Genomic DNA, 13,897 nt, shown 5'->3' with positions numbered 1-13,897 from the left:
TTTGAGGGGTCGTGTTCATGGGATTTCGCAGTTTTGCGGCAGTAGCCGCACTCTTGCTTGGCACGCCTCTCGCGGCACAGGTCGCGACGAGCGATGTCCCAAAGGCGACGGATACGACGCTCGGCCTTCGGCTCGAGTCAGTACCGCCAAAGCTGGCGAAGGTACTCCCCGAGGGCACCCTGCTCGAGCTTACGCCGACCCAGGAAATCACCTCCAAACGTATGAAGGAAGGCGATCAGGTCGCGTTCGCGACTGTAGGCGACGTCGTCGAGAACGGTACCGTAGTCATCCCGCGCGGGTCATCGGTGATTGGCACTATTGTCTGGAAGACCGGGAGGGCGATCGGAGGCAAGTCGGGCAAGTTCGAGGTTCGCTTCGACAAGGTCAGCGTCAATGGGCGACATTACGCGCTGCGAGGCACCTACCGCCAGGAAGGCAGGGGCAATACGGCAGGCGCGCTCCTCGGCGCAATCGTTGTCAGCGGTCGCTCGGCCGTGATGCTGCCTGGCCAGATAGTGAGCGGCTTCACGGCCGAACCGATACCTTACTCCTAAGGAATTCCACCGCGGAGGACGATACTGGGGTCAAACACCCTCAAGCGCGCGCGCCATTACCGAGCGCTCAAGCATGGCGTTGGTGTTGCGCGCGGTCACTATGACATGGTCGCCCTGTTCAAGGGATGGCTTGGCAATGCGGAGGCCAAAGCCGCGCCATGCGCCGGTGACAATCCAGGTCTTCATTTTGCGGACTCCCCTGCCTGAATTGACAAAGGACTAGTATGCCTGGATCGTCGCGATTGCCGTTCATGCATTGCGGCAGTTGTTCCGAAATTGCTGCCCGAATAGGCCTTCTCGAGCTCCCTCGCTTTATGTTGAAGTGCCTGGCCGCTTGCCCGAAGCGCGGCATTGGAATGCCTTCACCCTTCCCCGACCCGCTTGCGCATTGGCGCGGGGTACGGAATAGCTGGTCGGCCCGCATTGTCCGCGAGAGGCGGTGAAAGAAACAGGCGAAAGTCGAGGTTGACCGCATTTTCGTGCGCGACGGCCGGCTCGTCACTTCGGCTGGAATAACGGCCGGCATCGACATGGCGCTGGCGCTGGTCGCGCAGGATCACGGGGCGCAGATCGCTCTCGCAGTCGCCAAGCACCTCGTCGTCGTCACCCAGCGACGCGGTGGACAGTCCCAATTCAGTCCCTTCCTTGCCGAGACGCCGCCAGAGGACTCGCTGGTGGCACGCATTCCGTCCTACGTTCTAGATCACCTGCGGCACGAGCTTTCAGTGGAGGATCTGGCGGCCGTGACGGGCATGAGCGTGCGCAGCTTCAGCCGGCACTTCACCCAAGAATCTGGAGTAACGCCGCGCGAATTCGTCGAACAGGCTCGTGTCGATGCCGCACGCAACTTACTTGAGGCCGGTGAGTTGCCGCTCAAGTCGATCGCCTACGATTGTGGCTTCGGTGATTCCGATAGGATGCGCGCAGTCTTCGCCCGTCGGTTTGGAGTCAGCCCAAGCGAATACGGCGCGCAATTCGGTCGAATTGCTATGACGAACTGGGGCAATACCAGAGCGATTCCGCATTGATATCTGAGTTGCAGTTCGTAGCTGCTACCGGTCTTGCGCTCATGGCCAGCAAAGTCCCGGCAGCGGAAGCGTTCGGGCAGAAAACACTACCGCAAATGGTTAACCTCGCCCTCGATCGGTAGCTGTATTTGCTCTGATAGCACTCTCGCGATTGTTGTGTGAGGAAGCTTGCGGGGCCGCTTTTCCAAGGGGTGCGACTTGAATTAGGCTCGTTGGGACAGCTAGGTCTCGACAGCGCTGTCGGGATATTTCCATGCCAACACGCCCACAACCCATATGGGCCACCATCGTGACTTGTTTCTTTCCCGACCAGAATTGGCGGAAGGACGTGCGACACACCATCCATTTCAGGACCAAGATCGAGCAAGCGCAGGGATCGACTGAAAGAGCTTTGATCCAGTACATTTCCCGGTCGGGTATCCGCTTTATGACCAGTTGTGACTCAAGGCAGGAGATGAAGTCTCCGTTCAGCTGATTGACGGTGCCATCGTCGACGGAACGATCGTCCGGCAATCCGATATCGAATTTGGACTCGAGTTTCACGAGCGCCTTTCGAAGGCAACGCTCTCGGCCATGAGATTGGCGTCTTTGCCTCTCGACAAGGCAGTTGGATCGGAAAGTTCGGGCGAGGGTCAAGCGGAGCGCCTTCTCGACACTGCGACTACATTCTCAATCAATAAGATGAACCTCTTGTCGCTCGCCAAGCTCTGGCACTCAATGCGCGCCTGGTTCATTGCCGTGAAGAGTAACAACTACGATTCATATTAGCCCATAGGCTTCGTGTCGAATGGCCGGGGGCCAGCTAGCCCAGAATCGTAGGACCATCAGAGCACGAGTTGCGCCAAGGCTTCCTCGGCATCGTTCCGAACAAGGTGCCCATAGTGCCGCTCAATCATCGCGACACTTGTATCCGCCAATTGCGCTATGGTCAGAATAGGAAGGCCGCCGCGAACCAGATCTGTGATGACACTGTGCCGTAGGGTGTACGCCGATGCTTTTGTAGGCAACCCAGCCGAAAGCACAGCCTTCTTGATCGGACCCTTCCACGTGTCTTTCGACCAGGGAACTCCATTGCTGCGCGTGAACAGCCATGCAGATGGCAGTTTACTCTTGGACTGCTCCCTCAAGAAGCTTGCGATGCTATCGGGCACGGCAATCTGGCGGGGCACGCCGTTCTTGTCCGAGCCGATCGTAAGTGTTCTGGTCCGTTCTTCAAAGCCGCTGACGTTTAGCGCAGCCAAGGCACCAGGCCGGAGCGGAAGCAGACAGAGCGCACGCACAAACGGCTCAATATCAGCGTCTAGCTCGGCGAGCAGCCGACGACGCTCTTGCTTGTCCAGATAGAGATCCCGTCTCCGGTCAGCACCTTTGATAGGCTTTAGTGCTTCCTGCCAAGCTGCGTCCGACCTCGGCGCGCCGGGAGCGAGAACTCGCCAAAGTGCGGCGCGGAGGGGCACCATATCTCGATTGATAGTAGCAGCCGAACGGACTTTGAATCGCTTGTCGCCCTTTTTGCTCCTGCTGATCAAAGCAGGAGCATCTTCAAGACGCTTTCGCCAGTCACTCAGGTGACGTCTGCGTAGTTTTGAAAGCTTGGTCTGCGCGAGTGGGTCCCCAAATACATGGCGTCGAAACACACCTTCTGCGATCGCGCTCGGCTTTTCATTCAAGTAGGCTCGACATGCGTCGGCCACTGTCTCCAGCGTCTCGACCTGAATTCCCCCGCTTTCGACCAACTCTGCGAAAGCAACGGCTTCCTTTCTGGCGGCAGCAAAGACATCCTTGCCCGTGAGGGTTCCGAAATGACCGAGTGCCTTTCGACGGTATTTCCGCAGATCCTCATCGTACGCGCGAGCAAACCAGGTTCCATAGCTGCCAAGCTTTGAGGGTCGATAGCCAACGTACCAGCCCGCTTGGAGGCGCTGCCAGTGCGGCTCCTTGTCCGCTCTCGGCTTCAATTTGTCGCGCGATCCGATCTTGCTGAGGTCCGGAAAACCGTTCTCCATCCGCGCCGCAAATCGAAAAAGTATGAAAAAAGTATGAAAAACACAGGCGCGCGCTTGAGGACGACTATAGACGAAAGACCTTGATTTTCAAGTATATTCTGCGTCCGCGCAGGTCCGTATTTGTCCTAGATCTTGTCGTTCACACGGGTGGGGTCACAGGTTCAATCCCTGTCGCGCCCACCATTTCCACTCGAGCAGGTTCGGAAATGGGAAGTCGGCTCGGTCAGCCGATCTCGACATAATTATCTAGCCCTTGGCGCTCCCCGCGGTCGAATTGCCGTTCGATCAGCACGCCACGAAACGACCGGTCGAGCAGCAGGATGCTGCTGGTGCGAGTCCCGTACTCCGGTGTGCGGATGAATGGTGAACCTAGCGCGCGTTCACGCTCGATGCCTATTCCCGTGTCGGGCAGCTTTTCATCGGGGGCGCAGCGCGTATCGCGCAGAGCTGCGAAGAGCGGATCGTAATCATCGAACTGCCCTGCCGCGAGCCAGGCATCGAGCGCTTCGCGCAAGGCTAGGGACTTAGGCCAGGGCGCATTGAGGGTTGCGTTGGAAAGGTGGTGCAGCCCTGGGTCGAGTGCCTTGGCCATCAGGCCATCGGCGTTGGAACGATAGGCAGCTTGGCCGGGCACGAAGCCGATGAAGTTGAAGCGACGATAGTTGGCGAAATCATCTCCCTGCCGCTCAAGGAATTCATCCGGTGCTTCGAGAAACTGGACGGGAAGCGATCCTCGAGAAAGCGGGCGGGCCTGCGGTGCCCCTTCGCGAACATTGGTGACCGCGGCTACCCCGCGTCCGGGTGAAATTGCAAGCCAGCTTCCGCCTTCCTGGAGGTCGCGGCCACCGATAATCTGTGGCCGGTCATCCCACTGCTCGGCCATGGAAGCGGGCCTCGCATAAAATTCGTCGCGGTTGCCGATCAGCGCGAGCTTGAACTGCGGGGAATGGTCCCAGGCGAAGGCAATGACGCACATGGCTCAGCCGATCGCCCATTCGAACGACGCATCCAACGAATTTTTGGGCACGAAAACTCCTTGGCCGAACATGAACTGGCCAGAGTTTAGAACAGCTCGATCAATCGCGGAACCCGTTGCCCGGTCGAGAATTCCCGTCCGAGCAATCAGTTCGCGCGTCGGTAAGATGTCTCGCTCACACGCCTTCTGAAAAGCCAGCGTCAGCCGCCTTCCGCCGGTCAGCGTATTTCTTCACGAGGTAACCACCAGCGCCCAACGCAACCATGGCTGGGAGGCTCACTCTGCGCAGCACACTTGCGGCGACTACCCCAATCGCAGCCCCTGAGGCCCCACCGATCTTGCTGGTCTGGTTGGCAAGCTTTTTGCCTGCGACTGCTCCGATAATCTTGCCGAACATGCAAATGTCTCCTTTGCATATTGAACCGGCGAGCCGCGAAGGGGTTCCTTGATCTACGCTTTGCTGCGGGCAGCTATGCCCAGTTCCAGCATCGCATTGGCTGCTCGCGCAATCGCCGTTGGGTCGGGATCGCCCTCGCGCGTCCAGATCGCGTAGCGCAGCCCAAGGAAGACGTTCATCCCCATCAACGCCCAAGCTTCGGGCGTACCGATTTCGGGGCGCAGTTTTCCTTCAGCGACACCCGCACGCAGGCGCTCTTCGATCCTGTCGCCAATCGTTTCATAATGAGCCCGATAGCTTTCCGGATCGACGAATTCCGCTTCATCGATGATGCGGTACAACGCCTTGTTGTCCGCCGCGAAGCGAAGGAATGCCTCCAATGCGGCACGCTCGACCTCGACTGCGTCCATCCCGGGCACCAAGGCGTCACGCGCTGCTGCACCGACTCGCTCGCTCATGTCGCTGACAAGGGCACGGAAGATCGCATCCTTGCTGTCGTAGTAAGTGTAGAAGGTGCCAAGCGCGACACCGGCCCTACGGGTGATCGCGCTGATCGAAGCATCGTGGAACCCGCGTTCGGCGAACTCTTTCGCCGCCGCATCCAGTAGCTTGCGCAGCGTTTTCCGCCCGCGATCGGTGCGTGGCACACGATCCGCATTGCTCGTCGCGGTATCCATTACCACCCCTTCCATCAGCAGCACTCCTAAGCCGGAAATGTATCTGCGACAAGTTCGAACTTGAAAGGTGGTTCAGGTTTCAGTATTGGGGTACCAAAGAGACCAGGGAGAGAGAACCCAATCTATGCGCAAGACCAAACTGCTTGCTGCCGGCCTGTCCGCCGGCGTCGCAACCATCGCCCTTCTCGCGGCTCCTGCCCATGCCCAGGAAAGTGCCGATGCGGGCACTGTCGCTGAGGAAAACGACAACGTCATCGTGGTGACGGCGCGCCGTCGCGAAGAGCGGATTACCGACGTACCCCTGTCGGTTACTGCGATCACCGGCGCAGAACTGGGCCTCAAGGGCACTCAGGACCTGACGCAGGTGGCGCAGGAAGTTCCGAACCTCACACTGGAGGTGAGCCGCGGCACCAACACCACGCTGACCGCCTTCATCCGCGGCGTTGGCCAGCAGGACCCGGTCGCCGGTTTCGAAGCGGGCGTCGGCCTCTATGTCGATGACGTCTACCTCAATCGGCCGCAAGCTGCTGTCCTCGACATATATGATGTCGAACGGATCGAAGTGCTGCGCGGGCCGCAGGGCACGCTCTACGGCCGCAATACCATTGGCGGCGCGATCAAGTATGTTACCGCCCGCCTGCCCGACGAGACGCAGGTCAAGGTTCGCGCGACCTATGGTTCCTATGACCAGGCGGACGTTATCCTCTCCGCCTCGACACCGATCAGCGACACGCTGAAGATCGGCGCCAGCGGGGCCCGGCTTTCACGCGGCGGCTTTGGCGACAACCTCACCCAGCCTGGCGTCGAGAACTACAACAAGGACGTCTGGGCGGCACGCGGCACGATCGAATACGACGATGGCCCGCTCTTCATTCGCCTGTCGGGCGACTATGTGAAGGACAACTCCGATCCTCGGCAGGGCCACCGCCTCCTTGCCGGACAGTTCAGCGGCGCCCCGGTGCTCGACAGCGTCTATGATACGCGCGCGGGCCTCAACGTCGTCGAACAGGAAGTCGAAGCCTATGGCGGCGGCCTGACCATCGCCTATGAGGCGAGCGATACCATCACCCTGAAATCGATCACCGGTTATCGCAAGGACCACTCCACCACCCCGATCGACTTCGACAGCCTTCCTGCTGCCGACCTCGATGTTCCCGCGATCTACCGCAACAGGCAGTTCAGCGAAGAACTTCAGCTGCTGTACGAAGGCGACCGGATTTCGGGCGTACTCGGCGCATACTATCTCGACGCCAATGCTTATACGGCTTTCGACGTTGCGCTCTTCACCACCGGTGCCCTGCCCGCAGTCGGCCTGCCCGGCCTGAACGCGCAAACCTTGGGCGACGTGGATACCGAAACCTATTCGATCTTCGGCGACTTCACCTTCGACATCACCGAGCAACTGAGCCTGTCGCTCGGCGGGCGCTACACGTGGGACAAGCGGTCCAGCCGGATCCTGCGTACCACCTTCATCGGTGGCTTCTCAGACCTGTTCCCGCCGTCAACGGCCACCGCGATTGCGGTTACCAGCGACTTCACGGGCAGCGACACGTTCAAGCAGTTCACACCGCGCGCATCGCTGGCCTTCAAGCCCAACCGCGACCACACACTGTATTTCACCTACTCGAAGGGCTTCAAGGGTGGCGGTTTCGACCCGCGCGGCCAGTCGACCGCGGCGCCCGATCTCGATGGCGACGGCGATCGTGATTATGACGATCAGTTCGAATTCCTGCGCTTCGCCCCCGAAAAGGTCGACAGCTATGAACTCGGTTGGAAGGCCTCACTACTCGACAATCGCCTGTTCATCGGCCTTGCAATCTTCAAGGGCGACTATTCCGACATCCAGATTCCCGGATCGGTCGGCTTCGACAGCAATGGCGACGGCGTAAGTGACAGCTTTATCGGCATCACCTCGAACGCCGGCAGCGCCGACGTCAACGGGATCGAGGTCGAAGGCAAGGCGATTGTCGGGCGCGATTTCGCCGGGGCGGGCAGCCAGCTCGCGTTCAACTGGGCGATCGGTTACCTCGATGCTGATTTCAACACCTTCATCGACTCTTTCGGCAACGACGTGGCGGACGAACGCGTGTTCCAGAACACGCCGGACTTCACCGCCAGCGCCAGCTTCGATCTGGGCCTGCCGATCGCCACGGGTATCGTGGACTTCATCGGTTCGGTTTCGATGCGCGGCGATTCGAGCCAGTTCGAACTGCGCGGACCGCTTGACCAGGATGCCTTCTCCCTGGTCGATGCCAGCATCGTCTATACCGACGACAGCGATCGCTGGTCGATCGGCGTCCACGGCAAGAACCTGTTCGACAAGCGCTACATCGTCGCGGGCTACGACTTCGTGACCGCGACCCGCCTCGGCCTCGAGGGCAACCTGACCGGCTTCTACGGCGATCCGCGCCGGTTCTACGTTACCGCTGAATACAGGTTCTAACTCCTCCCAGGACCTGGACTGAAGGGTCGGGGCGTGCCCCGACCCTTTTCGTTTGGTGGCAGCGCGCTCATGCCTCTGGCCAAGCGCGAGGGGACAGGGCATAGCGCGCCGCCATGCACGACATCGCTTTTATCCGCGCCAATCCCGAAGTTTTCGACGCCGCACTCGCCCGCCGGGGTGCCGAGCCAGCGGCCGCGCGGATCGTCGCGTTGGACGCGGCGAAGCGCGAGGCTTCGACCAAAGTCCAGCAGGCCCAGAGCCGCCGCAACGAGGCGTCGAAGGCCATTGGCCAGGCGATGGGTCAAGGCGACAAGGACAAGGCCGAAGCACTCAAGGCCGAGGTCGCAGAGATCAAGACGTCGATGCCCGAATGGGAAGAGGCGGAGCGCGCCGCCGGGGCCGAACTCGAGGACCTTCTCGCCCGCCTGCCCAACATACCCGCTGCGGATGTTCCCGGCGGGGCGGATGAATCCGACAACGTCGAAGTCCACCAGTGGGGGAAAAAGCGCGAGTTCAATTTCGCGCCCAAGGAGCACGCCGATCTTGGCCCTGCCCTCGGCATGGATTTCGAGACCGGGGCCAAGCTGTCGGGCGCCCGCTTCACTTTCCTGCGCGGCAACATGGCGCGGCTGCACCGCGCGCTGGCGCAGTTCATGCTCGACAAGCAGACCATGGAAAACGGATACACCGAGTGCAATCCGCCGGTGCTGGTCAACGATGATGCCATGTACGGCACCGACAAACTGCCCAAGTTCGCCGAAGACAGCTTCAGGACGACCGATGGGCGCTGGCTGATCCCTACCTCCGAAGTCAGTTTGACCGCTTCGGTTGCCGACACGATCCTAGGGAATCTTGCCGAGCCGATCCGCATGACCGCGCACACGCTATGTTTCCGAAGCGAGGCAGGCGCGGCGGGGCGCGATACGCGCGGCTTCATTCGTCAGCACCAGTTCGAAAAGGTCGAGTTGGTCAGCGTCTGTCGTCCGGAAGAGAGCGAGGCCGAGCATGAGCGCATGACCAAATGCGCCGAGAGCATCCTCGAGGCGCTGGACCTGCCCTATCGCCGCGTGTTGCTGTGCACCGGCGATTTGGGCTTCGGCGCGCGCAAGACCTACGATCTGGAGGTATGGCTGCCAGGGCAAGGCGCCTGGCGCGAGATTTCCTCGTGCTCGAACACCGGCGATTTCCAGGCACGGCGGATGAATGCGCGCTACCGCCCCGAAGGCGAAAAGAAGACCGCCTTCGTCCACACGCTCAATGGCTCCGGCCTTGCCGTGGGGCGCACGCTGGTGGCCGTGATGGAAAACTACCAACAGTCAGACGGCAGCGTCACTGTCCCAACAGTTCTCCAACCCTATATGGGCGGTATCGCTACATTGGAGCCGCAAGTCTGATGCGTATCCTCTTGACCAATGACGACGGCATTCGCGCACCGGGCCTGGTCGTTCTCGAACAGATCGCGCGCCAATTCAGTGACGATATCTGGATCTGCGCGCCGGACGAAGAGCAGTCGGGCATGGGTCACGCGCTCACGCTGACCAAGCCGGTGCGGTTGCGGCAGCATGACGAGCGACGCTTCTCGGTCACGGGGACCCCGACCGATGCAGTTACGCTGGGCCTGCGCAAGGTCATGGACGGGCCACCCGACCTGATCCTCTCGGGCGTCAATCGCGGTGCCAATCTTGCCGACGACATCACCTATTCGGGTACCGTCTCTGCCGCCATCGAAGGCGCTCTGGCCGGCGTGCGTTCTGTCGCCATGAGCCAGGTCTATGCGCGCGAGGGAATGGGCGACGACGTTCCATTCGGCGCGGCGATTGAATGGGGTGCCAAGGTCCTGGGCCCCCTACTAGAAACTCCACTCCCGAAGCGCACGCTGGTGAACGTCAACTTCCCCGCCCTGCCCGCTTCCGAAGTGAAGGGCATTCGCATCGTGCGACAGGGTTTCCATGATTATTCACGAGGCACAGTGGTCGAAGGGCGTGACCCGCGCGGCTATGACTACTATTGGTTTGGACTGGAAGCGATCGAGCACACGCTCGATCACGGAACCGATCTGGAAGCGATCGACGAGGGATATATCTCGGTAACACCGCTACATCTCGACCTCACGCATCACGCCTCGCTCGGCGCTCTGGCGGACCGTTACGGCTGATGAAGCAGGGCGCACCAACGCTTGCGGGATGGGCCGGCGAATGAGTGCAAGCCGCAAGGCCCGATCCGCGCGCTTCCAACCACTGCGCCGGGCCGTCCGCATCCCGGTGTGGGGCGATCTCGGCATCCGCCTGGGCTCCGCGTTCCTGCTGATCTTTGCGGTGATCATGATCCACTGGTGGGATCGCACCGGGCTGGTGGACAACCTCGACGGCGAAGTCAGCTTCCTCGACGTGGTCTATTTCACGATGATCTCGATCACCACCACCGGCTTTGGTGACATCGCGCCAATTTCGGACCGGGCGCGACTGGTCGAGGCGGTGATCGTGACCCCAGTCCGCTTCGCCGTGCTCTTCATCTTCGTCGGCACAGCCTATAACTTCCTTATCAAACGCACATGGGAGCAGTGGCGCATGGCCCGCATCCAGGAAAAACTGAGCGACCATATTGTCGCGCTGGGCTTTGGGGTTTCCGGCTCCGAAGCGGTCGCTGAGTTGATCGAACGTGGCACCGACCCCAGCCGCATCGTCGTCATCGACCCGAGTGAGGACCGCCTGCATGACGCCGAAGCGCTAGGTTGCAACGTCATGGCAGGTGACGCTACGCGCGACGAGACGCTCAAGGCCGTGCGCATCGACAAGGCGGCGAACGTGCTGATTTCCGCCGGGCGCGACGATACGACCATACTGATCACGTTGACCGCTCGCTCACTGGCACCCGAAGTGCCGATCAGCGCCGTGGTTCGCGCCGATGACAACGAATCGCTTGCGCGGCAGGCGGGTGCCAACAACGTCATCAACCCCGTGCGCTTTACCGGCCTGCTGCTGGCAGGCAGTGCCAAGGGCGAACATATCGCGGACTATCTCGCCGATCTCGCCTCGGTGTCCGGCCGGGTGCAACTGGTCGAACGTCAAGTCACCGCAGAGGAATGCGGTTGCTCCCTGTCCGAACTCAAGACGGGTGGGCGAGGCCTACGCGTCTATCGCGATGGAAAGGCGCTGGGCTTCTGGGAAGAAGAGTGCCAGACGCTGCAACCCGGCGACGTCATCGTCGAAATCATACCCACCGTGAACGGCACGCAGCACGGTGACGGGCACGTTGGGTCGTAAAGGCACGCGAGCCTAAGCGAAGGCTACGAATACTCCGCCAGCCGCAGCCATTCCAGCAACGAAGTGCCCGGCGTCGATCAGAAACAGCGTCAGCGACCTTCTCTGGTGGAGGTAATTGATACCGATCGCTGGCGTCATAATGGTCAGCCCAAAGCCGATCGCCATCATCATGATAACGTGCGGCGCCGGATTGGTGCGCGCGATATTGTGGCCGAGCATGAGGCAGACCAGCAGTTCGAAGGCAAAGGTCAGCCCCATGATCTTGGCGACCTGCCCGCCCTTCGGTGCCTCAGTAACACCGGTCTCGCGCTGCCAGGGTCTGCCGAAAAGGACGCCGTACCAAAGTGCGCCGACCGCGAAGAACGCCAGTGCGGCAAGGAAAACGGTGAGCAGGTTCACATTGCCCAAAGATTAGCCCTCCCATTCCAGCATGACTGCCTCACGCTGAGCCAGCGCGCACCAGGTCTCTGAAAAACCTACGATACCTGCGCGGATCGCACCGAGTCGAGTCTCGACTCCTGCCGGCGCGGGAACATGCGATGACGCCCAGCCAGGCTCGGCCATCGCCATGATCCCCGCGTCGTCCGAACCGCCGCCCCAACTCTCGGCTTCGAAGCATTCGACCAGCCGTTCGGCCTGCAGGAGTTCGACGATCGACGCATCTGGCACACACGCGCGTTTGGCGCTGGCATGGCCTGCCTCCGCCGCCATTTGTCCGACCGCCTCGGGATCCATGCCTCCAGCAACCAGGCCCCAGAAGCCCGCCTTCATTCCAAGCTCTCGCTCCACGAAGAAGTGATATGCATCGTGCGGGACCGGCCCCTTCTTCGGGAAGTCGAAACTTGCATGCGTTCCGTCGGCTCGATCAATATTGATACGGTCGGCTCGTTCGCCCTTGGTAAGTGTGATTCGCATGGCTTGCCGGTAGCGCAAAGCCAAAGTTGCGTGTAGGGGGCCGCGCAATTCACGGAACATGCGCGTATGACCACAACCACCACCCTCCCTGACCAGAAGAAGGTCGGCATGGTTTCGCTTGGCTGCCCCAAGGCGTTGGTCGATTCCGAACGGATCCTCACTAAGCTCCGCGCAGATGGCTATGCCATGAGCCCGGACTATGCGGGCGCCGATGTTGTTCTGGTCAACACTTGCGGCTTCCTAGATTCCGCCAAGGAGGAAAGCCTGGAGGCGATCGGGGAAGCAATCGCCGAGAACGGCCGCGTGATCGTGACCGGTTGTATGGGCGAAGAAGCCGATGTGATCCGCGCACGCTTCCCGCAAGTACTCGCGGTAACCGGTGCGCACCAGTACGAACAGGTGGTCGAGGCGGTCCATGAGGCCGCGCCTCCGACCCAGGGTCCTTTTGTCGACCTGATCCCGCAAATCGATGTCAAATTGACCCCGCGGCACTACAGCTATCTGAAGATCTCGGAAGGCTGCAATCACTCGTGTGCCTTCTGCATCATTCCGCAATTGCGCGGGAAACTGGCCAGCCGACGGATCGATGCTGTGCTGCGCGAGGCAGAGAAGCTGGTTGCCGCGGGGACGAAGGAACTGCTGGTAATCAGCCAGGATACCAGCGCCTACGGCGTCGATACCCGCCACGAAGAGCGCATGTGGAAGGACCGCTCCGTACGCGCCCACATGACCGACCTTGCACGCGAGTTGGGACGGCTCAAGACACCAGAAGGCGATCAGCCTTGGGTGCGGCTGCACTACGTCTACCCCTACCCGCATGTCGACGCGGTAATTCCGCTGATGGCCGAAGGCCTGCTCACGCCCTATCTCGATATCCCATTCCAGCACGCCAGCCCTTCGGTCCTGCGCGCGATGAAGCGGCCGGCCAATGAGGCTAGGGTTCTCGAACGGCTGAAGAGCTGGCGCGAGATTTGCCCGGAAATCGCTATCCGATCGAGCTTCGTTGTCGGCTTCCCCGGTGAGACCGAAGACGACTTCCTCTACTTGCTCGACTGGCTCGAGGAAGCGCAACTCGACCGCGTCGGCGCCTTCCGCTTCGAGCCTGTCGAGGGCGCACAGGCAAACGTCCTGCCAAATCCCGTACCCGAAGGGATCAAGGAGGAGCGCTACGCCCGGATCATGGAAGTGACCGAGCGCATCAGCGCGGCCAAGCTTGCGGCAAAGGTTGGCCAGACCATTTCCGTCATCATCGACGAAGTTGGCGAGCCGGACGAGGATGGCGACATCGGTGCGACGGGTCGATCGCAAGCCGACGCACCTGAGATCGACGGCAACGTATTCCTGCGCAATGTGCCTGCTAGGCTCACCCAAGGTGATATCGTGAAAGTCGATATCGAAGAAAGCGACGCGCACGATTTATTCGGTGCTGTTTCCGCCTAATTCGGTAACAAAATTGCCGTCAGGGCGAAATTAACCATCTTTGATTAGCGGAAATTTGCCATCTAGAGTGCCGGTTTGACTGGCCTTTCCGGCACCCGGTAGCCAAATTCACCCTCTTTGGGGGCTTTCGCGGAGTTCATTCCCTAACGCGAAATTCACCATCGCATCCCGCAGATCGCCAAGGCTTGCGGCTAATGC

15 protein-coding genes are annotated in these 13,897 nt (G+C 60.6%); 7 read left to right on the top strand and 8 right to left on the bottom strand.

Annotation, left to right across the window (positions count from 1 at the left end; genetic code table 11):
* Positions 1-17: 17 nt before the first annotated feature.
* A complete protein-coding gene (locus AAFM29_RS01510) occupies positions 18-554 on the top strand; it encodes a hypothetical protein (protein ID WP_341711050.1) in 537 nt (178 codons plus the stop codon).
* Positions 555-584: 30 nt separating this feature from the next.
* Here the strand turns inward: AAFM29_RS01510 and AAFM29_RS01505 are convergent, their stop codons facing one another.
* Together AAFM29_RS01505 and AAFM29_RS01500 are read right to left on the bottom strand one after the other, a co-directional pair.
* Positions 585-740 (bottom strand): hypothetical protein, encoded by a 156-nt coding sequence (locus AAFM29_RS01505; RefSeq protein ID WP_341711049.1) that lies wholly within the window; start codon positions 738-740, stop codon positions 585-587.
* Positions 741-916: 176 nt separating this feature from the next.
* Positions 917-1,186, bottom strand: a complete 270-nt coding sequence (locus AAFM29_RS01500; protein WP_341711048.1) for a hypothetical protein — start codon at positions 1,184-1,186, stop codon at positions 917-919.
* Between the two features lie 42 nt (positions 1,187-1,228).
* Between AAFM29_RS01500 and AAFM29_RS01495 the strand changes: the two genes are divergently transcribed.
* Positions 1,229-1,582, top strand: coding sequence for an AraC family transcriptional regulator (locus AAFM29_RS01495; RefSeq protein WP_341711047.1), 354 nt, complete (start codon positions 1,229-1,231; stop codon positions 1,580-1,582).
* An 824-nt stretch (positions 1,583-2,406) separates the two neighbouring features.
* Here the strand turns inward: AAFM29_RS01495 and AAFM29_RS01490 are convergent.
* The 4 genes from AAFM29_RS01490 to AAFM29_RS01475 form a co-directional block, all read right to left on the bottom strand.
* Entirely contained in the window at positions 2,407-3,588 is a 1,182-nt protein-coding gene (locus AAFM29_RS01490; RefSeq protein WP_341711046.1) for a tyrosine-type recombinase/integrase, read from the bottom strand.
* 223 nt (positions 3,589-3,811) lie between these two features.
* Positions 3,812-4,564, bottom strand: coding sequence for an NRDE family protein (locus AAFM29_RS01485; RefSeq protein WP_341711045.1), 753 nt, complete (start codon positions 4,562-4,564; stop codon positions 3,812-3,814).
* Positions 4,565-4,739: 175 nt separating this feature from the next.
* Positions 4,740-4,961: a hypothetical protein gene (locus tag AAFM29_RS01480; RefSeq protein ID WP_341711044.1), complete on the bottom strand. Its 222-nt coding sequence runs from the start codon at positions 4,959-4,961 to the stop codon at positions 4,740-4,742.
* Between the two features lie 53 nt (positions 4,962-5,014).
* Positions 5,015-5,653 (bottom strand): TetR/AcrR family transcriptional regulator, encoded by a 639-nt coding sequence (locus AAFM29_RS01475; protein WP_341711043.1) that lies wholly within the window; start codon positions 5,651-5,653, stop codon positions 5,015-5,017.
* 109 nt (positions 5,654-5,762) lie between these two features.
* Here AAFM29_RS01475 and AAFM29_RS01470 point away from each other — a divergent pair, with 109 nt between their 5' ends.
* The 4 genes from AAFM29_RS01470 (at position 5,763) to AAFM29_RS01455 (ending at position 11,344) form a co-directional block, all read left to right on the top strand.
* On the top strand, positions 5,763-8,081 hold the full coding sequence (locus AAFM29_RS01470) for a TonB-dependent receptor domain-containing protein (protein WP_341711042.1): 2,319 nt from the start codon (positions 5,763-5,765) through the stop codon (positions 8,079-8,081).
* Between the two features lie 113 nt (positions 8,082-8,194).
* On the top strand, positions 8,195-9,475 hold the full coding sequence (gene serS / locus AAFM29_RS01465) for a serine--tRNA ligase (RefSeq protein ID WP_341711041.1): 1,281 nt from the start codon (positions 8,195-8,197) through the stop codon (positions 9,473-9,475).
* On the top strand, positions 9,475-10,236 hold the full coding sequence (surE, locus tag AAFM29_RS01460; protein ID WP_341711040.1) for a 5'/3'-nucleotidase SurE: 762 nt from the start codon (positions 9,475-9,477) through the stop codon (positions 10,234-10,236). The genes serS and surE overlap by 1 nt, the downstream gene beginning before the upstream one ends.
* A gap of 40 nt (positions 10,237-10,276) precedes the next feature.
* Positions 10,277-11,344, top strand: a complete 1,068-nt coding sequence (locus AAFM29_RS01455) for a potassium channel family protein (RefSeq protein WP_341711039.1) — start codon at positions 10,277-10,279, stop codon at positions 11,342-11,344.
* A gap of 12 nt (positions 11,345-11,356) precedes the next feature.
* Here AAFM29_RS01455 and AAFM29_RS01450 read toward each other — a convergent pair whose 3' ends face one another.
* Both AAFM29_RS01450 and AAFM29_RS01445 read right to left on the bottom strand, forming a co-directional pair.
* Complete coding sequence (locus AAFM29_RS01450) at positions 11,357-11,743, bottom strand: DUF1761 domain-containing protein (RefSeq protein ID WP_341711084.1); 387 nt, start codon at positions 11,741-11,743, stop codon at positions 11,357-11,359.
* Between the two features lie 12 nt (positions 11,744-11,755).
* On the bottom strand, positions 11,756-12,259 hold the full coding sequence (locus tag AAFM29_RS01445; protein WP_341711038.1) for a hypothetical protein: 504 nt from the start codon (positions 12,257-12,259) through the stop codon (positions 11,756-11,758).
* 66 nt (positions 12,260-12,325) lie between these two features.
* On the opposite strand from AAFM29_RS01445, the gene rimO reads away from it, so the two are divergent.
* On the top strand, positions 12,326-13,699 hold the full coding sequence (gene rimO, locus AAFM29_RS01440) for a 30S ribosomal protein S12 methylthiotransferase RimO (protein WP_341711037.1): 1,374 nt from the start codon (positions 12,326-12,328) through the stop codon (positions 13,697-13,699).
* The last annotated feature ends 198 nt before the right edge of the window (positions 13,700-13,897 follow it).

Origin of the sequence: Erythrobacter sp., from assembly GCF_038133525.1 — a bacterium.
Classification (GTDB): domain Bacteria; phylum Pseudomonadota; class Alphaproteobacteria; order Sphingomonadales; family Sphingomonadaceae; genus Qipengyuania.
This window is presented reverse-complemented; position numbering and strand designations above follow the sequence as displayed.